Here is a 17,388-nt window from a genome sequence, read left to right as displayed (position 1 = left end):
GCCCTCGTTGTGAGGGCTGAGGATAACGAGTTAAACGTCTGGCTTGTTTTCTGGCGGTGGGCTGGTTTCCGTTTCCGCTGCAATTTCTACTTCAGGAATTTCGCTCACCGGCACTTCTGGCTCGTTTCTGAATTCGGTGGAAATAGCCAGCGGCTCACCAATTTTCGTGGCTGACAGGTTTTGTAACTGCTCGACCAGATTCACTTTACCTGGGGCGAATAAGTTAATGACCGTCGAACCCAGTTTAAAACGACCCATTTCCTGGCCTTTTAACAGGGCCACAGAACCTTCGCTTTCACCCGCAGGCCATGTCCAACGTTTAATAACGCCTTCACGCGGTGGAGTGATCGTACCAGCCCAAACGGTTTCGATGCTGCCAACAATGGTGGCACCCACCAGAATCTGCGCCATCGGGCCAAACTCAGTGTCGAACAGGCAGATAACGCGCTCGTTACGAGCAAACAGATTCGGTACGTTTTGCGCCGTTAAATGGTTCACGGAGAACAGATCGCCGGGCACGTAAATCATTTCGCGCAAAATACCGTTACACGGCATGTGAACGCGGTGGTAGTCGCGCGGTGACAGATACGTCGTAACGAAGCTGCCGTTACGGAACAAATCTGCCATTAAGTAATTACCCGCAAGCAGGGCTTCAAGGCTGTAGTTGTGGCCTTTTGCCTGCAAGATTTTGTCTTCTTCGATTGGACCTAACTGGCTGATAACGCCGTCTGCTGGCATCACCAGTACATTCGGATCGGTATTCACAGGACGAACATCGTCACGCAGCGGGCGTACGAAGAATTCATTGAAGGTGCGATAGCTGGCGGTGTCCGGCTTCTGCGCTTCCTTCATGTCGACTTTGTAGTATTTGACGAACAGGTCGATAACCAGTTTGGTCAACCAGCCAGCTCGTTTGCTTGCACCCCAGCCTGCCAGGCGAGTTAGCCAAAGTTTAGGCAGAATGTATTGGAGTGAAAGTTTAAATTTGTCTAACAAGATAGCCTCCTGGCTAATGCCCGTCGTCTTTCAAGCCGTAGGCGTTTGGCTACGTTCGCTCGCCCGAATCACTTACTTATGTAAGTGATTCGGACCTCGTTCTCTTACCGCCTTCCTGCAACTCGAAATACATTGGGCATAGAGATATATGCGTACACAAAAAGAAAAATGGAGCGCGATTCTAGCGATGCTCAGCTTAATTGTCAGCGGTCAGTATCGGAAAAGGTTTTACGCGATTTTACCTCGGACATGCTTTCCAGTATGCGATGGTAGTTTTCGAAACGCGTTTCGGCTATTTCCCCACGTTCCACGGCCTCGCGCAGTGCGCAGCCTGGGTCGTTGGTGTGGCTGCAGTCACGGTATTTGCAACGGCCTAAATAGTCATGGAATTCAGTGAATCCATGGGTCACCTGGTCCGGCTCTAAGTGCCATAAGCCAAATTCACGCACGCCCGGGGAGTCGATGACATCGCCGCCGCCTGGGAAATGATACAGACGCGAAGCTGTGGTTGTGTGCTGACCCAAACCGGAGTTGTCAGAAACGTCATTGACCAGAATCTGGACTTCTTTAAAACCAAGCAGGTTATTCAGCAGGCTGGATTTACCCACGCCCGATTGCCCGGCAAAAATACTGACGCGCCCAATTAGCGCTTCTTCCAGCTCTTTCAGGCCTTCTACTTTGTGGCTGGAAACCAACAACACGCGATAACCAATGCGGCGGTAGATATCCATTTGTTCGTTGACAAACTTCAGGCCTTCTTCGTCGAGCAGATCGGTTTTGTTCAGCACCAGCAACGGTTCAACGTCGAGGGTTTCGCACGCGACCAGATAACGGTCAATAATATTCAGTGACAGCTCGGGCAAGATTGCGGAAACAACGATGATTTGGTCGATGTTGGCGGCAATCGGTTTTACGCCGTCATAGAAATCAGGGCGTGTCAGAACGGTTTTACGTTCGTGTACTGCATCAACGATGCCTTTGATTGTGACGCCTGTCGCAGCTTCTTTCGCTGGACGCCAGACCACGTTATCGCCGGTTACCAGCGAACGGATGGTGCGACGAATATTGCAGCGGTGAATTTCACCACCGGGAGATTCAACATCGGCATGTTGGCCGAAGCGGCTGATGACGCGACCATCGCGCGGCTCGCCAAACTGAGAGTCGTCAGGATCGGCTTTCTCCACAGTCTGTTTAAGCCGACGCTGGTGGTTTGCACTAACCCTGCGCTGCTGTCCTTTGGAGAGTTTATTTTTGCTCAATCTTACTGGCTCCTGGTCGCCCGTGATGGGCAAAACCTCTATGATACACACTATTTTATACGAATTAACCCATCGACAAAGGTGGGCTACGCACAAGAAGGGTGGAAAATAGCATGAGTGGAAATGAAAACAATCTCATTTGGATTGATTTAGAAATGACCGGCCTGGACCCCGAGCGGGATCGCATAATTGAAATTGCCACTCTGGTTACTGATGCCAATTTGAATATCCTCGCCGAAGGGCCAACTATCGCTGTTCATCAGTCTGATGAACAGTTGGCGCTGATGGATGACTGGAATGTGCGTACCCATACCGGCAGCGGCCTGGTTGAGCGTGTTAAAGCCAGTACAATGGATGACCGTGCGGCGGAACTGGCAACGCTTGAGTTCCTGAAACAGTGGGTTCCGGCAAATAGCTCTCCAATTTGTGGTAATAGCATAGGCCAGGATCGCCGTTTCCTGTTTAAGTACATGCCTGAGCTGGAAGAGTACTTCCACTACCGTTATCTGGATGTCAGCACGCTAAAAGAGCTGGCTCGTCGTTGGAAACCTGAAATTTTGGCTGATTTCAAAAAGCAGGGCACTCATCAGGCAATGGACGATATTCGCGAGTCGGTGGCAGAGTTAGCATTCTACCGTGAGAATTTTATTAAGCTTTAAAGCTTACGGAAGGAGGCATTTTGCCTCCTTCGTTGATAAAGTAATCATCTTGTTGGTTAAATCACCACTTGAACATAATTTTTGAAAAAAGTGGTTTGAGGGGCTTGCGACTAAAACGATTTCTCGTATAATGCGCCTCCCGTACCGATGCAGAATTTGCAGCGTTACACAGAGCGGGAATAGCTCAGTTGGTAGAGCACGACCTTGCCAAGGTCGGGGTCGCGAGTTCGAGTCTCGTTTCCCGCTCCAAATTTGATTACAGCAGTACCACCAAATTCGATGGCTTTTAAGCATCAGCTTAAAAGACGAAGAATATGCGGGAATAGCTCAGTTGGTAGAGCACGACCTTGCCAAGGTCGGGGTCGCGAGTTCGAGTCTCGTTTCCCGCTCCAAAATTTGATTTGGCTTTTAAAAGCCAGCACCACCCAAGCGGGAATAGCTCAGTTGGTAGAGCACGACCTTGCCAAGGTCGGGGTCGCGAGTTCGAGTCTCGTTTCCCGCTCCAAATTCTTATCTCCAGTACAAATTATCCACAACGCTAAGCAGCGTCGGTGGTGGTTTTTACGTTCCTGATAAATTGTTGTAAACAGAGTTATCCACAGCTCGCTTCCTTTCTCTTAGATTGCTAATTATTTCTTAACTTTTACATGAATATTTTAAGCTATTGATTTTTATCATGTTTTAAATAATTAGAAATGTTAACTCTATCGCTTGACGTTTTTTTTCTTTTTACGCCATAAGGTGTTCTAATTTTTATTCACATCCTGTGGACATGTCACGCATCACGTTTTAACCCCTTTTCAATGACGCGGACCAGACGCTGTTTTTGCGGTAGCTGGACTTCCGTAGCATCCGCGCTTCGCTTGGTTAATTGTTGCGCAATCGCCCAGTCAATGTGTTCATCAAGAAGTGGGTGCTCACCTTTTCGCTGTTGTAACGCTTCCAAAATTGTTTCATCCCAGGGTGCATTGCCCATCGCCACAGCAATATTTCGCAGCCAGCGCAAATGTCCAATCCGTCGAATCGCTGAACCTTCCGTCACGCGGAGGAAGTAATCTTCACTCCAGCCAAATAGCTCAACGAGTGGCGGTGCATGCAACGCGCGGCGCGGGCTAAAATCGTCTTCTACGGTTAATTGCGAAAAACGGTTCCACGGGCAAATCAGCTGGCAATCGTCACAACCATAGATGCGGTTACCTATTAACGGTCTGAACTCTTCAGGAATTGCCCCTTCCAGTTCAATGGTCAGGTAAGAGATGCAACGCCTGGCGTCCACGGTGTAAGGCTCAACAATTGCGCCGGTAGGGCAAATTGTCATGCAGGCCACGCAGCGCCCGCACTTTTCCTCGATTGCTTGATCAACAGGAAGAGGAATGTCGACCAACAATTCGCCCAGGAAAAAGAACGAGCCTGCTTCTTGATTGAGGATAAGTGAGTGCTTACCTGTCCAACCCAAGCCGGCCTTTTCAGCCAGAGGGCGCTCAAGAAGCGGCGCTGAATCCACAAAAGGTCTAAAATTCAGCGTGGAACAGTGTGACTGGATCATTTCACCCAGTTTTTTGAGCCGATTACGCAGGAGTTTGTGGTAATCGCGTCCCAGGGCATAACGGCTGATATAGCCAATTTTGGGATTTTTGAGCGTTGATGCAAACGCGGCATTAGCTGGAAGATAGTTCATCCTCACGCTAATCACACGTAATGTACCGGGGAGCAATTCGTGAGGTCGGGCACGCATCATGCCGTGACGAGCCATCCAGTCCATCTCGCCGTGGTATTGTTTATCCAGCCACAACTGAAGCGCGGGCTCACTGGCGGTGAGATCGGTATCGGTTATCCCCACTTGCTGGAAGCCGAGTTCGATTCCCCACTGTTTAATATTTTGCGCTAATTGATTGAGATCGAGGGGCTGTGACATGACGGACCTGAGCCTAAAAATAACCGCTAAAAGTATACCACACTCAGTCTGGTCAGCAGACTGGCTACGTACAGCGGAAAAGCAGGCAGCAGATGACTTAGGATTAACGCTGTATGAATTGATGCAGCGGGCGGGAGCGGCGGCGTTTAATTTGGCTCGCGAACTCTATCCACAGAGTCAGCATTGGCTCGTGGTGTGCGGGCATGGGAATAACGGCGGTGATGGATACGTGGTGGCTCGCCTCGCTCAGGCTGCCGGGCTCCGTGTGACATTGTTGGCGCTAGAAAGTGATAAAGCATTGCCAGAAGAAGCCGCCACTGCGCGGGAAGCCTGGCTGAATGCTGCGGGCGTCATACATGCAGCGGAACATCTCTGGGCTGATGATATCGACCTTGTCATTGATGGCGTGATGGGAATAGGTCTGAATAGCGCTCCGCGCGAAGCTGCCGCACAGCTTATCGAAAAGTGTAATCAGTGTTCAGCGCCCGTCATAGCGCTTGATATACCTTCCGGTTTGCTTGCAGAAACAGGTGAAACACCCGGTGCGGTGATTCACGCGTCTCATACCCTTACGTTTATTACCCTCAAACCTGGTTTACTGACTGGAAAAGCGCGTGATGTCGTGGGAACGCTGCATTTCAATGCGCTCGGTCTTGAAGAGTGGTTGAGCGGACAGACCGCGCCAATTTCTCGCGTGGATAGCGCGCAATTATCCAGCTGGCTACACCCAAGAAAACCGACATCGCACAAAGGTAGTAACGGGCGTCTGGTGATTATTGGTGGCGACCACGGAACGGCGGGCGCGATTCGCATGACGGGTGAGGCCGCATTGCGTGCAGGAGCGGGCCTGGTCAAGGTGTTGACTCGTTTTGAGAACGTCGCTCCATTGCTGACTGCACGTCCTGAATTAATGGTCCAGGAACTGACACCACATTCACTGGATGAATGCCTTGAGTGGGCAGATGTCGTGGTCATAGGGCCAGGTTTAGGGCTACAAGAATGGGGAAAAAAAGCCCTGCAAAAAGTAGAGAACAGCCGCAAACCGATGCTCTGGGATGCCGATGCGTTGAACCTTCTGGCAATCAATCCCGATAAACGTCAGAATCGCGTGATTACGCCGCATCCTGGCGAAGCTGCCCGGTTATTAAATTGCCCTATATCTCAAATTGAGAGTGACCGCTTACTTTCAGCAGACCGCCTGGTAAAACGTTATGGCGGAATTGTGGTCTTAAAAGGTGCCGGTACGGTTGTTGCCAGCCAACACGGTGAATGCGCAATCATTGATGTGGGCAATGCTGGGATGGGCAGTGGTGGAATGGGGGATGTGCTATCCGGAATTATCGGAGCATTGCTGGCACAGAAGCTAACCCCGTATGATGCAGCTTGCGCTGGATGCGTTGCTCATGGAGCCGCAGCTGACTTGTTGGCCCATCGCTACGGTACACGTGGCATGTTAGCAAGCGACTTATTAACGATGCTGTACCCTTTTGTTAACCCGGATTTGAATAGCAAAGAAAATGATTAATCGAGTTATCGCATTACCTGATGAAGACGCGACATTAGCGTTAGGCGCCTGTCTGGCTAAAGCCTGTGTCGGTGCTACCGTCATTCATTTGTATGGTGACCTGGGCGCGGGGAAAACCACATTCAGCCGCGGTTTTGTGCAAGCGCTAGGCCATAAAGGGAACGTTAAGAGCCCAACATATACATTGGTGGAGCCTTACACGCTCGGCGAATTAATGGTGTATCACTTTGATCTGTACCGACTTGCCGATCCAGAAGAACTCGAGTTTATGGGAATTCGTGACTATTTCACTAATGACGCTATCAGTCTGGTGGAGTGGCCGCAAAAAGGTCAGGGTGTGCTTCCAGAACCGGATGTCGAAATCCACCTAAGTTACCAGGCTGACGGGCGCGAAGCGTGTCTGAAAGCAGTTTCCTCATCTGGTGAGTCGTTACTGGCGCGGTTAGCCAAATAACAAGGATGACGGGATGATCTATCGCGTAAAAAGTTGGTTGATGGCTGTGTGTTTACTGGTGTTGACGTCACAGGTCAGCGCCGCAAATTTGGCAGATATTCAGGTATCAAACGGTGATTCTCAGGCCAGAATCACGTTCAGTTTTATTGGCGACCCTGAATATGCATTTTCTCAGGATGATAAGAAAAGCGTTGCTCTGGACATCAAACAAACCGGCGTGATCAAAGGTCTGCCATTGCTATTCAGTGGCAATAACCTGGTGAAAAGCATCCGTTCGGGGCAACCGAAAGATAGCGATTCCCTGCGTCTTGTTGTTGATCTCACCGAGGCGGGTAAAACGCGCGCCGTGAAACAGCAAAATGGTGCTAATTACACGGTAGTGTTTACCATCAATGCTGATGTTCCTCCTCCGCCACCTCCGCCGCCAGTCGTGGCCAAACGCGTTGAAATGCCAGCGGTTACTCGCTCAACGGAACCAGCAAAAAATCCCTTTAATTCACAAACCGTTACTGGCGCAATAAGTTCGAATACTGCGATGCACCCCGCACGTACAGAACACCCTAAGCGTGTCAGCACCCAATCCGATGCTGTCGTAGTCGCTATCGATGCCGGGCATGGTGGTCAAGATCCTGGCGCAATTGGGCCAGGTGGCACCAAAGAGAAAAACGTCACCATCTCGATTGCGCGTAAACTTCGCTCACTGCTTAATGACGACCCGATGTTTAAAGGCGTGCTGACCCGCGATGGCGACTATTTCATTTCGGTAATGGGGCGCTCGGATGTAGCTCGTAAGCAGAACGCCAATATCCTGGTTTCGATTCATGCTGATGCCGCACCTAATCGTGATGCAACCGGGGCTTCAGTCTGGGTGCTATCAAATCGACGTGCGAATAGCGAAATGGCGGGTTGGCTCGAGCAACACGAAAAACAATCTGAGCTACTCGGCGGTGCGGGTGACGTGCTGGCCAACAGCCAGGCTGACCCTTATCTCAGCCAGGCGGTACTGGATTTGCAATTCGGCCATTCGCAGCGTGTCGGGTATGATGTGGCAACCAAAGTTCTGTCGCAGATGCAGCGAGTAGGAGCGTTACATAAACGTCGTCCTGAACATGCGAGCCTCGGGGTATTGCGTTCCCCTGATATTCCTTCTGTGCTGGTGGAAACCGGGTTTATCAGTAATAACTCGGAAGAGCGTCTGCTGGATAGCGATGACTATCAGCAAAAAATTGCCCAGGCTATTTATCAAGGGTTAAGGGATTATTTCCAGACGCATCCGTTACAATCTGCCCCTGAATCTTCTCAGACCGCACGCTCTGGCGTGGGTATTGATCAGGTCGCGATTACTCAATAAGGATATTTCATGCCGATTCAGGTTTTGCCGCCGCAACTTGCCAACCAGATTGCTGCTGGCGAAGTGGTAGAGCGCCCCGCGTCGGTGGTGAAAGAGTTGGTTGAGAACAGCCTTGATGCAGGCGCGACGCGGATTGATATTGATATCGAACGCGGTGGCGCCAAGCTTATTCGCATCCGCGACAATGGCTGTGGAATTAAAAAAGATGAGCTGGCACTGGCGCTGGCTCGTCATGCCACCAGTAAAATCGCCACACTTGATGACCTTGAGGCCATTATTAGTCTCGGTTTTCGTGGCGAAGCGCTAGCGAGTATTAGCTCGGTTGCACGGTTAACGTTAACGTCACGAACCGCTGAACAAAGCGAGGCGTGGCAGGCCTATGCCGAAGGGCGCGAGCAAGATGTGACGGTGAAACCCGCCGCGCATCCGGTTGGAACGACGCTCGAAGTGCTGGACCTGTTCTACAACACGCCAGCACGTCGCAAATTTATGCGCACCGAGAAAACCGAATTTAACCACATTGATGAGATCGTCAGACGTATTGCGCTGGCGCGGTTTGATGTGTCGATTAATCTCACGCATAACGGCAAAGTGATACGCCAATATCGTGCAGTCGCGGAAGGCGCACCACGTGAGCGACGCCTTGGGGCGATTTGTGGCACCGCGTTCCTCGAACACGCGTTGGCCATCGAATGGCAGCATGGTGATTTGGCGCTGCGAGGCTGGGTGGCTGAACCGTCAGCGACGACGCCTGCATTAGCTGACATCCAATACTGCTATGTGAACGGACGTATGATGCGCGATCGCCTGATCAACCATGCGATTCGCCAGGCCTGTGAAGATAAACTTGGGGCCCTTCAGCAACCCGCGTTTGTGCTATATCTTGAAATTGACCCCCATCAAGTGGATGTGAATGTGCATCCGGCTAAGCATGAAGTTCGTTTTCATCAGTCGCGCCTGGTGCATGATTTTATTTACCAGGGGGTGCTGAGCGTCTTACAGCAGCAGAGTGAAAATCGTCTGCCGCTGGAGGAATCAGCCGAAGATCCGCAGCCGCGCTGGGAACCCGAAAACCGCGTGGCGTCGGGGCGTAATCAATTTGCGACGCCGACTCCCGCGACGGCACATCGCGAAGCATCATATCGTGAAACTGCACCTCGCAGTTCTGGGCAAAATTTCACTGGGGATAGTGGCGGTAGCACGAATAAAAGTGCACCGTTGTGGCCCCATGCGGCACCGGGTTTTCAAAAGAAAGAAGGCGCGCTGTACCGCGAATTACTGAATACGCCTGCACCTGCGGTGGAAAATCGTGTTGCTGAACCTGAAGTATTCGACGTGTTAGATGCACATGCGCAGAGTTTTGGCCGCGTGCTGACGGTTCTTGCGCCGGATGTCGCACTATTGGAACGCGATGGCAAATTGATGCTGTTCTCGCTGAGCGTCGCTGCGCGCTGGTTGAGAATGGCGCAGCTCGTACCTGGTAGTGAAGGTGCGCGAGCTCAACCATTACTGATCCCTGTTCGTTTAAAAGTCACCAAAGAAGAGCAGGACGTTTTGGTGAAAAATCAGCCGCTTTTGCTGGAAATGGGCATCGAATTTGTAGTGGAGTCGCGTCAAATAACAATTCGCACGGTACCTTTACCTTTGCGTAAACAAAATTTACAAATCTTGATTCACGAACTGCCAGGATACCTGGCGCAACAGACAGAGGTTAACGCAACACAGATTGCTCAATGGTTTGCTCGTCAAATGGACGGCTCTCATGAGCAATGGAACCAGGCGCAGGCTATTGCCCTGCTCGCTGATGTGGAGCGCCTTTGTCCGCAGCTGGTGAAATCACCACCTGGCGGTTTGTTACAACCTGTTGATTTACAATTGGCGATGAACGCCCTGAAACATGACTGAAGTTAAGCAAAACCTGCCACAGGCAATTTTTCTGATGGGGCCGACGGCCTCAGGTAAGACAGCGTTAGCCATTAATTTGCGTAAAACGTTGCCGGTAGAGTTGATAAGCGTCGATTCGGCCCTTATCTATCAAGGGATGGACATCGGTACAGCGAAGCCAACGGCACAAGAACAAGCCCAGGCTCCGCATCGGTTACTTGATATTCTCGATCCGGCACTGTCTTATTCCGCCGCAGATTTCCGGCGTGATGCGCTGGCTGAAATGGCGGAAATTACCGCGAGCGGACGTATCCCCTTGTTAGTAGGGGGAACGATGCTCTACTTCAAGGCATTGTTAGAAGGTTTATCGCCGTTGCCATCCGCCGATCCACACGTTAGGGAGCGGATAGAAAAACAGGCGGCAGAGCAAGGATGGGATGCGTTGCATCGTGAGCTGGCACAGGTTGATCCGGTAGCCGCTGCTCGTATTCATCCAAATGATCCACAAAGGCTTTCCCGAGCACTGGAAGTTTTTTTCATTTCGGGTAAAACTTTAACGGAACTGACACAAACGTCAGGAGAAGCTCTGCCTTACCAGGTGCATCAGTTCGCCATCGCCCCGGCGAGCCGTGAACTGCTCCATCAAAGAATTGAGCAGCGTTTTCATCAGATGTTAGCTTCCGGATTTGAAGCTGAAGTACGGGCTCTTTTTGCCCGTGGTGATTTGCATACGGACATGCCTTCCATTCGTTGTGTGGGTTACCGGCAGATGTGGTCTTATCTGGCGGGTGAAATTTCACATGATGAAATGGTTTATCGTGGTATTTGCGCGACGAGACAATTGGCTAAGCGACAGATGACCTGGTTGCGAGGTTGGGAAGGGGTTCACTGGTTAGACAGTGATAATCCGTCTCAGTCTTACAACGAAGTAGTACAGGTAGTTAGTGCGAAGCATCAATGAATGTGTACAATTGAATCGTTATGGTGCGCAGTATCTTACGCAGTTTTTCAGAGCCTCAGGGTTCTTGAGTTACAAACAACAAGCATATAAGGAAAAGATAGAATGGCTAAGGGGCAATCATTACAAGATCCGTTCTTGAACGCACTGCGTCGCGAACGTGTTCCAGTTTCTATTTATTTGGTGAATGGTATTAAGCTGCAAGGTCAGATTGAGTCTTTTGATCAGTTTGTGATCCTGTTGAAAAACACGGTTAGCCAGATGGTCTATAAGCACGCGATTTCAACTGTTGTTCCGTCTCGTCCGGTATCTCATCACAGCAATAACACCGGTACTAGCGGTTCTGGCAGCTACCACCATGGTGGAAGTGCGCAAGGTTCTGCGCCACAACAAGACAACGAAGACGCCGAATAAGGCTAACGTTGTTTTTCCAAGCCGGGGAACCAGGGATGCTGGGTTCCCCGCTGGTCTTTTTGAGAGGTTATACGCTTGTTTGACCGTTATGATGCCGGTGAGCAGGCGGTGCTGGTACACATCTATTTTACGCAAGACAAAAATAAAGAAGATCTGGATGAGTTTGAATCCCTGGTCTCTTCAGCTGGCGTCGAAGCGTTAGAGGTCGTTACTGGTAGCCGTAAAGCTCCTCACCCGAAGTATTTTGTTGGTGAAGGTAAGGCAAGTGAAATTGCCGATGCAGTGAAAGCCACTGGGGCATCGGTCATTTTGTTTGATCATGCGTTGTCTCCAGCTCAGGAGCGTAACCTCGAAGCGCTGTGTGAATGTCGTGTCGTCGACAGAACCGGCCTGATATTAGATATTTTTGCTCAACGTGCACGTACCCATGAAGGTAAGTTGCAAGTTGAACTGGCTCAGTTACGTCACATGGCAACTCGCCTTGTACGCGGCTGGACCCACCTTGAGCGTCAGGGTGGGGGGATAGGTTCACGAGGACCTGGGGAAACTCAGCTCGAAACCGACCGCCGCTTGCTGCGCAATCGGATAATGCAGATCCTTGGTCGCTTAGAACGAGTCGAAAAACAGCGTGAACAAGGGCGAAGATCGCGTGCCAAGGCTGACGTTCCAACCGTTTCTCTTGTGGGCTACACCAACGCCGGTAAATCCACTCTGTTTAACCAAATAACAGCTGCAGACGTGTATGCCGCAGATCAGTTATTTGCCACACTGGATCCAACATTGCGTCGTATTGACGTGGTGGATGTTGGCGAAACCATTCTGGCAGATACAGTAGGTTTTATTCGTCATCTGCCACATGACTTAGTGGCTGCCTTTAAAGCGACCTTGCAGGAAACGCGTCAGGCGACATTGTTATTACATGTCATTGATGCAAGCGACCTCAGGATCCAGGAAAACATTGCCGCGGTTGATACCGTTCTCGAAGAGATTGAGGCCAATGAAATTCCTACTCTGCTAGTGATGAATAAAATAGATATGTTGGATGACTTTGTTCCGCGTATCGACAGAGATGATGAAAATATGCCGATACGGGTCTGGCTTTCTGCCCAGACCGGTGACGGCGTTCCACTGCTTTTCCAGGCTTTGACTGAGCGTTTATCTGGTGAAATTGCACAACATACATTGTGCTTGCCCCCCCAGGCTGGGCGACTGCGAAGCCGTTTTTATCAGCTTCAGGCAATAGAAAAAGAGTGGATGGAGGAGGACGGCAGTGTTGGCTTACAAATTCGTATGCCTATTGTTGACTGGCGCCGCCTCTGTAAACAAGAACCGGCACTCGCTGACTATATTGTCTAGCAAGTCAAGGGAATGTCCTGAAGACTTTTTCCCCTTCGGGGGATATCACCGCACAACAAATATGGAGCATAAACATGGCGTGGAATCAGCCCGGTAATAACGGACAGGACCGCGACCCGTGGGGAAGCAGCAAACCTGGCGGCGACTCTGGGGAGAAGAAAGGAGGGCGGGATCAGGGGCCTCCTGATCTGGATGATATCTTCCGGAAATTAAGCAAAAAACTCGGCGGCCTTGGTGGCGGTAAAAGCGGTGGTGGTGGTACCGGTGGTGGTTCTTCACAACTTCCGCGTCCTCACGTCGGTGGCCGTATGGTCGGCATCGTTGCTGCTGTAGCCGTGGTTATTTGGGCTGCAACTGGGTTCTATACCATTAAAGAAGCTGAACGTGGTGTTGTGACGCGTTTTGGTCAATTCAGCCATTTGGTTGAGCCGGGCCTGAACTGGAAACCGACCTTTATTGACAAAGTCACAGCAGTCAACGTTGAAGCAGTCCGCGAATTGGCGGCTTCTGGTGTGATGCTGACGTCCGATGAGAACGTGGTTCGTGTCGAAATGAACGTCCAGTATCGTGTGACCGATCCACGCAACTATCTGTACAGCGTAACCAGCGCAGACGACAGCCTGCGACAGGCTACCGACAGCGCACTGCGTGGTGTAATTGGTAAATACACCATGGATAAGATCCTCACAGAGGGTCGTACCATCATTCGTAATGATACTCAGCGCGAGCTGGAAGAAACCATTCGCCCGTACAACATGGGTATCACCTTGCTGGACGTCAACTTCCAGGCTGCTCGTCCGCCGGAAGAGGTGAAAGCTGCGTTTGATGATGCGATTTCCGCACGTGAAAACGAACAGCAATATATCCGTGAAGCAGAAGCCTATACCAACGAAGTTCAGCCACGTGCTAATGGTCAGGCGCAGCGTATTCTTGAAGAAGCTCGTGCTTATAAAACACAGACCGTGTTAGAAGCGCAGGGTGAAGTTGCTCGCTTTGCCAAGATGTTGCCGGAATATAAAGCCGCACCGGAAATTACCCGTGAGCGTCTGTATATCGAAACCATGGAAAAAGTGCTTAGCCATACCCGTAAAGTTCTGGTTAACGACAAAGGTGGCAACCTGATGGTTCTGCCTCTGGATCAGATGCTGAAAGGTGGCTCACAACCTGCAGCAAAGAGTGACACCAGTGCGGCAAACAACTTGTTACGTCTGCCGCCGGCATCCAGCTCTAGCAGCGGTAGCGCCAGCACACAGTCCTCATCAAGTCGGGGCGATATCATGGATCAGCGCCGTGCCGATGCACAGCGCACTGATAACCAGCGCGTAGGGAGTGAATAACGATGCGTAAGTCAGTCATTGCTTTAATTATCATCGTGCTGGTAGTGCTGTTTACCTCGGTCTTCGTGGTACAGGAAGGCGAGCGCGGGATTACGTTACGCTTCGGTAAAGTGTTGCGTGACGATGAAAACAAACCCGTGGTCTATGAGCCAGGTCTGCATTTCAAAGTACCGTTTATCGAGTCGGTAAAAACGCTTGATGCGCGTATTCAGACCATGGACAACCAGGCCGATCGCTTTGTTACCAAAGAGAAAAAAGACCTGATCGTTGATTCTTACATCAAATGGCGTATCAGCGATTTCAGTCGTTACTACCTGGCAACCGGTGGTGGTGATGTTTCTCAGGCAGAAGTGCTGTTAAAACGTAAATTTAGTGACCGTCTGCGTTCTGAAATTGGTCGTCTTGATGTGAAAGACATCGTGACTGATTCTCGTGGCCGTCTGACTCTGGATGTACGTGATGCGCTGAACTCTGGTACAGCGGGCGCTGATGATGAAGTGTCAACACCTGCTGCGGACGATGCCATTGCCTCGGCTGCTGCGCGTGTAACGGCGGAAACCAAAGGCAAAGTGCCAGTGGTTAACCCGAACAGTATGGCAGCGCTGGGTATCGAAGTGGTCGATGTGCGTATCAAGCAGATCAACCTGCCAGCAGAAGTTTCTGAAGCCATCTACAACCGTATGCGTGCAGAGCGTGAAGCTGTTGCTCGTCGTCACCGTTCACAAGGTCAGGAAGAAGCTGAGAAGCTGCGTGCTACCGCCGACTACGAGGTCACTCGTACTTTGGCAGAAGCTGAGCGTCAGGGTCGTATTAGCCGTGGTGAAGGTGATGCTGAAGCTGCCAAACTGTTTGCTGACGCATTCAGCCAGGATCCAGACTTCTATGCCTTTATTCGTAGCCTGCGTGCTTACGAGGCAAGCTTCAACTCTGGTCAGGACGTGATGGTGTTAAGTCCGGAGAGTGATTTCTTCCGTTACATGAAAACACCAGCGAACAGTTCACGTTAATCTTCGCGAGTGATACAAGAGCCGGTCTAACCGGCTCTTTTTTATTGGTGTTTGAGGGAAATATGAATTCGACTATCTGGATGGCATTAGCGTTAGTTTTAGTGCTCGAAGGACTCGGGCCAGTGCTTTATCCGCGTATGTGGCGCCGAATGATTGCCGCTTTAACTCAGCTTCCCGACAACACGTTGCGCCGTTTTGGTGGTGGACTAGTGGTTGCGGGAGTCGTTATCTACTATATGTTGAGTCGTATGAGTGGCTGAATATCATTCAGGATACTGATTGTCATTTTGTGGACTAAAAGGGCTGATCATCATGGAAACCGATGGTAGAATCCTTTTTTAAGCAAACGGTGATTTTGAAAAATGGGTAACAACGTCGTCGTACTGGGCACCCAATGGGGTGACGAAGGTAAAGGGAAGATCGTTGATCTCCTGACTGAACGGGCTAAATATGTTGTGCGCTACCAGGGCGGTCACAACGCAGGCCATACTCTCGTAATCAACGGTGAAAAAACCGTTCTTCATCTTATTCCATCAGGTATTCTGCGTGATAACGTTACCAGCATCATCGGTAATGGCGTTGTGCTGTCTCCTGCTGCACTGATGAAAGAGATGAAAGAGCTGGAAGACCGTGGGATTCCGGTACGTGAGCGCCTGCTGTTATCTGAAGCATGCCCACTTATCCTTGATTATCACGTAGCGCTGGATGTGGCTCGTGAAAAAGCTCGTGGTGCTAAAGCAATCGGGACTACCGGTCGTGGTATCGGTCCTGCATACGAAGACAAAGTGGCCCGTCGTGGCCTGCGCGTTGGCGACTTGTTCGACAAAGCCACCTTTGCAGACAAACTGAAAGAAGTTCTGGAATACCATAACTTCCAACTGGTTAACTTCTATAAAGTTGAAGCGGTTGATTACCAGAAAGTCCTGGACGATGTCATGGCAGTGGCTGACATTCTGACCAGCATGGTAGTTGATGTGTCCGATCTGCTGGATCAGGCACGTAAGCGCGGCGACTTCATCATGTTCGAAGGTGCTCAAGGCACGCTGCTGGACATCGATCACGGTACCTATCCGTACGTAACCTCTTCCAACACCACCGCGGGTGGCGTGGCAACAGGTTCCGGCATCGGTCCACGTTATGTTGATTACGTTCTGGGGATTATCAAGGCGTACTCGACTCGCGTTGGCGCAGGTCCATTCCCTACTGAACTGTTTGATGACATCGGCGAGTTCTTGTGCAAACAAGGTAACGAGTACGGTGCAACAACGGGTCGTCGCCGTCGTACAGGCTGGCTGGACATCGTTGCTGTGCGTCGCGCAGTGCAGATCAACTCCCTGTCAGGTTTCTGCCTGACCAAGCTGGACGTACTGGACGGCTTGAAAGAAGTTAAACTCTGCATCGGTTACCGCCTGCCAGATGGTCGCGAAGTGACCACCACCCCAATGGCTGCGGACGACTGGGAAGGCATCGAGCCAATCTACGAAACGATGCCAGGTTGGTCCGAAACCACCTTTGGTGTGAAAGAGCGTAGTGGTTTGCCTCAGGCAGCGCTGGACTACATCAAACGTATTGAAGAACTGACTGAAGTTCCTGTAGATATTATTTCTACTGGTCCAGACCGTTCTGAAACCATGATTCTGCGCGATCCGTTCGACGCATAATTGTGTGATGGGGTGTGCCTGGCACGCCCCATATTGTTTTCCCCCTGTCGTTTTATCCACCTTCCCCGTTAAATAAATTAGCCGCCAAACATACGGCTGGTTTATCATCAATATATCGCCACAATGGCGACAAGTGTTTCCCCTCCCACCCAAGAGGTTGATGTGCAGTTAACGAGTTTTACTGATTACGGTTTACGTGCTTTGATTTATATGGCGTCTTTGCCAGAAGGCAAGATGACTAGCATTTCTGAGGTGACAGAGGTGTACGGCGTGTCACGTAATCATATGGTGAAAATCATCAATCAACTCAGTCGTGCAGGCTACGTGACGGCAGTGCGCGGCAAAAACGGTGGCATTCGCCTCGGCAAACCGGCGGAATCTATCCGCGTTGGTGATGTGGTGCGCGAGCTGGAACCGCTTTCTTTGGTGAACTGTAGTAGTGAGTTTTGTCATATTACACCCGCATGTCGCCTGAAACAGGCACTGGCCCAGGCGGTGCAAAGCTTTCTAACAGAGCTAGATAAGCACACGCTGGCCGATTTGGTGGACCAAAACCAACCGCTCTACAAATTATTGCTGGTGGAATAAATTACGATTTCCTCAGCAGATGAC

Annotated in this window: 16 protein-coding genes and 3 tRNA genes; 16 read left to right on the top strand and 3 right to left on the bottom strand. The window is 50.8% G+C overall.

Features of this window, described 5'->3' with window-relative positions:
- Positions 1 to 30: 30 nt before the first annotated feature.
- Complete coding sequence (gene asd / locus RHD99_RS21510; RefSeq protein ID WP_309876499.1) at positions 31 to 996, bottom strand: archaetidylserine decarboxylase; 966 nt, start codon at positions 994 to 996, stop codon at positions 31 to 33.
- Positions 997 to 1,199: 203 nt separating this feature from the next.
- Positions 1,200 to 2,255, bottom strand: coding sequence for a small ribosomal subunit biogenesis GTPase RsgA (gene rsgA / locus RHD99_RS21505; protein WP_309876497.1), 1,056 nt, complete (start codon positions 2,253 to 2,255; stop codon positions 1,200 to 1,202).
- A gap of 113 nt (positions 2,256 to 2,368) precedes the next feature.
- On the opposite strand from rsgA, the gene orn reads away from it, so the two are divergent.
- The 4 genes from orn (at position 2,369) to RHD99_RS21485 (ending at position 3,419) form a co-directional block, all read left to right on the top strand.
- On the top strand, positions 2,369 to 2,914 hold the full coding sequence (gene orn, locus RHD99_RS21500; protein WP_183272532.1) for an oligoribonuclease: 546 nt from the start codon (positions 2,369 to 2,371) through the stop codon (positions 2,912 to 2,914).
- A 173-nt stretch (positions 2,915 to 3,087) separates the two neighbouring features.
- A tRNA-Gly gene (locus RHD99_RS21495) sits at positions 3,088 to 3,163 on the top strand.
- A 67-nt stretch (positions 3,164 to 3,230) separates the two neighbouring features.
- A tRNA-Gly gene (locus tag RHD99_RS21490) sits at positions 3,231 to 3,306 on the top strand.
- Between the two features lie 37 nt (positions 3,307 to 3,343).
- Positions 3,344 to 3,419: transfer RNA gene (locus RHD99_RS21485), tRNA-Gly, on the top strand.
- A gap of 270 nt (positions 3,420 to 3,689) precedes the next feature.
- Here RHD99_RS21485 and queG read toward each other — a convergent pair.
- Entirely contained in the window at positions 3,690 to 4,829 is a 1,140-nt protein-coding gene (gene queG / locus RHD99_RS21480) for a tRNA epoxyqueuosine(34) reductase QueG (RefSeq protein ID WP_309876495.1), read from the bottom strand.
- Between queG and nnr the strand changes: the two genes are divergently transcribed.
- The 12 genes from nnr to nsrR all read left to right on the top strand — a co-directional run bounded on the left by nnr (position 4,828) and on the right by nsrR (position 17,364).
- Positions 4,828 to 6,354, top strand: coding sequence for a bifunctional ADP-dependent NAD(P)H-hydrate dehydratase/NAD(P)H-hydrate epimerase (nnr, locus tag RHD99_RS21475; protein ID WP_309876493.1), 1,527 nt, complete (start codon positions 4,828 to 4,830; stop codon positions 6,352 to 6,354). The two genes, queG and nnr, sit on opposite strands and share 2 nt — an antisense overlap.
- A complete protein-coding gene (gene tsaE, locus RHD99_RS21470; RefSeq protein ID WP_183272535.1) occupies positions 6,347 to 6,808 on the top strand; it encodes a tRNA (adenosine(37)-N6)-threonylcarbamoyltransferase complex ATPase subunit type 1 TsaE in 462 nt (153 codons plus the stop codon). Before nnr ends, tsaE begins: the two co-directional genes overlap by 8 nt.
- 13 nt (positions 6,809 to 6,821) lie before the next feature.
- The gene (gene amiB / locus RHD99_RS21465; protein WP_309876490.1) at positions 6,822 to 8,159 is read left to right on the top strand and encodes an N-acetylmuramoyl-L-alanine amidase AmiB; all 1,338 of its coding nucleotides are present in this window, start codon (positions 6,822 to 6,824) and stop codon (positions 8,157 to 8,159) included.
- A 9-nt stretch (positions 8,160 to 8,168) separates the two neighbouring features.
- Entirely contained in the window at positions 8,169 to 10,064 is a 1,896-nt protein-coding gene (mutL, locus tag RHD99_RS21460) for a DNA mismatch repair endonuclease MutL (protein ID WP_309876488.1), read from the top strand.
- A complete protein-coding gene (gene miaA, locus RHD99_RS21455) occupies positions 10,057 to 11,004 on the top strand; it encodes a tRNA (adenosine(37)-N6)-dimethylallyltransferase MiaA (protein ID WP_183272538.1) in 948 nt (315 codons plus the stop codon). Before mutL ends, miaA begins: the two co-directional genes overlap by 8 nt.
- A gap of 102 nt (positions 11,005 to 11,106) precedes the next feature.
- Entirely contained in the window at positions 11,107 to 11,415 is a 309-nt protein-coding gene (gene hfq, locus RHD99_RS21450; protein ID WP_034461169.1) for an RNA chaperone Hfq, read from the top strand.
- Positions 11,416 to 11,490: 75 nt separating this feature from the next.
- Positions 11,491 to 12,771, top strand: coding sequence for a ribosome rescue GTPase HflX (gene hflX / locus RHD99_RS21445; RefSeq protein WP_183272539.1), 1,281 nt, complete (start codon positions 11,491 to 11,493; stop codon positions 12,769 to 12,771).
- Positions 12,772 to 12,845: 74 nt separating this feature from the next.
- Positions 12,846 to 14,108, top strand: coding sequence for an FtsH protease activity modulator HflK (hflK, locus tag RHD99_RS21440; RefSeq protein ID WP_183272540.1), 1,263 nt, complete (start codon positions 12,846 to 12,848; stop codon positions 14,106 to 14,108).
- 2 nt (positions 14,109 to 14,110) lie between these two features.
- Positions 14,111 to 15,115 carry a protease modulator HflC gene (gene hflC, locus RHD99_RS21435; protein ID WP_309876484.1) on the top strand — a complete coding sequence of 335 codons (1,005 nt, stop codon included), beginning with the start codon at positions 14,111 to 14,113 and terminating at the stop codon, positions 15,113 to 15,115.
- A 62-nt stretch (positions 15,116 to 15,177) separates the two neighbouring features.
- Positions 15,178 to 15,375, top strand: coding sequence for a DUF2065 domain-containing protein (locus RHD99_RS21430; RefSeq protein WP_183272542.1), 198 nt, complete (start codon positions 15,178 to 15,180; stop codon positions 15,373 to 15,375).
- 102 nt (positions 15,376 to 15,477) lie between these two features.
- The gene (locus tag RHD99_RS21425) at positions 15,478 to 16,776 is read left to right on the top strand and encodes an adenylosuccinate synthase (protein ID WP_183272543.1); all 1,299 of its coding nucleotides are present in this window, start codon (positions 15,478 to 15,480) and stop codon (positions 16,774 to 16,776) included.
- Between the two features lie 162 nt (positions 16,777 to 16,938).
- Positions 16,939 to 17,364 carry a nitric oxide-sensing transcriptional repressor NsrR gene (nsrR, locus tag RHD99_RS21420; protein ID WP_183272544.1) on the top strand — a complete coding sequence of 142 codons (426 nt, stop codon included), beginning with the start codon at positions 16,939 to 16,941 and terminating at the stop codon, positions 17,362 to 17,364.
- The last annotated feature ends 24 nt before the right edge of the window (positions 17,365 to 17,388 follow it).

Source organism: Buttiauxella selenatireducens, from assembly GCF_031432975.1.
Lineage (GTDB): Bacteria > Pseudomonadota > Gammaproteobacteria > Enterobacterales > Enterobacteriaceae > Buttiauxella > Buttiauxella selenatireducens.
Note: the sequence above shows the minus strand (reverse complement) of the source record. Positions and strands in the feature narration are given on the sequence as shown.

Excerpts from the sequence above, each read along its gene's own strand:
- tsaE (WP_183272535.1), top strand. The coding sequence starts at position 6,347 with ATGATTAATCGAGTTATCGCATTACCTGATGAAGACGCGACATTAGCG.
- hflC (WP_309876484.1), top strand. The coding sequence starts at position 14,111 with ATGCGTAAGTCAGTCATTGCTTTAATTATCATCGTGCTGGTAGTGCTG.
- RHD99_RS21425 (WP_183272543.1), top strand. The coding sequence starts at position 15,478 with ATGGGTAACAACGTCGTCGTACTGGGCACCCAATGGGGTGACGAAGGT.
- miaA (WP_183272538.1), top strand. The coding sequence starts at position 10,057 with ATGACTGAAGTTAAGCAAAACCTGCCACAGGCAATTTTTCTGATGGGG.
- nnr (WP_309876493.1), top strand. The coding sequence starts at position 4,828 with ATGACGGACCTGAGCCTAAAAATAACCGCTAAAAGTATACCACACTCA.
- orn (WP_183272532.1), top strand. The coding sequence starts at position 2,369 with ATGAGTGGAAATGAAAACAATCTCATTTGGATTGATTTAGAAATGACC.
- queG (WP_309876495.1), bottom strand. The coding sequence starts at position 4,829 with ATGTCACAGCCCCTCGATCTCAATCAATTAGCGCAAAATATTAAACAG.
- mutL (WP_309876488.1), top strand. The coding sequence starts at position 8,169 with ATGCCGATTCAGGTTTTGCCGCCGCAACTTGCCAACCAGATTGCTGCT.
- RHD99_RS21430 (WP_183272542.1), top strand. The coding sequence starts at position 15,178 with ATGAATTCGACTATCTGGATGGCATTAGCGTTAGTTTTAGTGCTCGAA.
- hfq (WP_034461169.1), top strand. The coding sequence starts at position 11,107 with ATGGCTAAGGGGCAATCATTACAAGATCCGTTCTTGAACGCACTGCGT.
- hflK (WP_183272540.1), top strand. The coding sequence starts at position 12,846 with ATGGCGTGGAATCAGCCCGGTAATAACGGACAGGACCGCGACCCGTGG.
- amiB (WP_309876490.1), top strand. The coding sequence starts at position 6,822 with ATGATCTATCGCGTAAAAAGTTGGTTGATGGCTGTGTGTTTACTGGTG.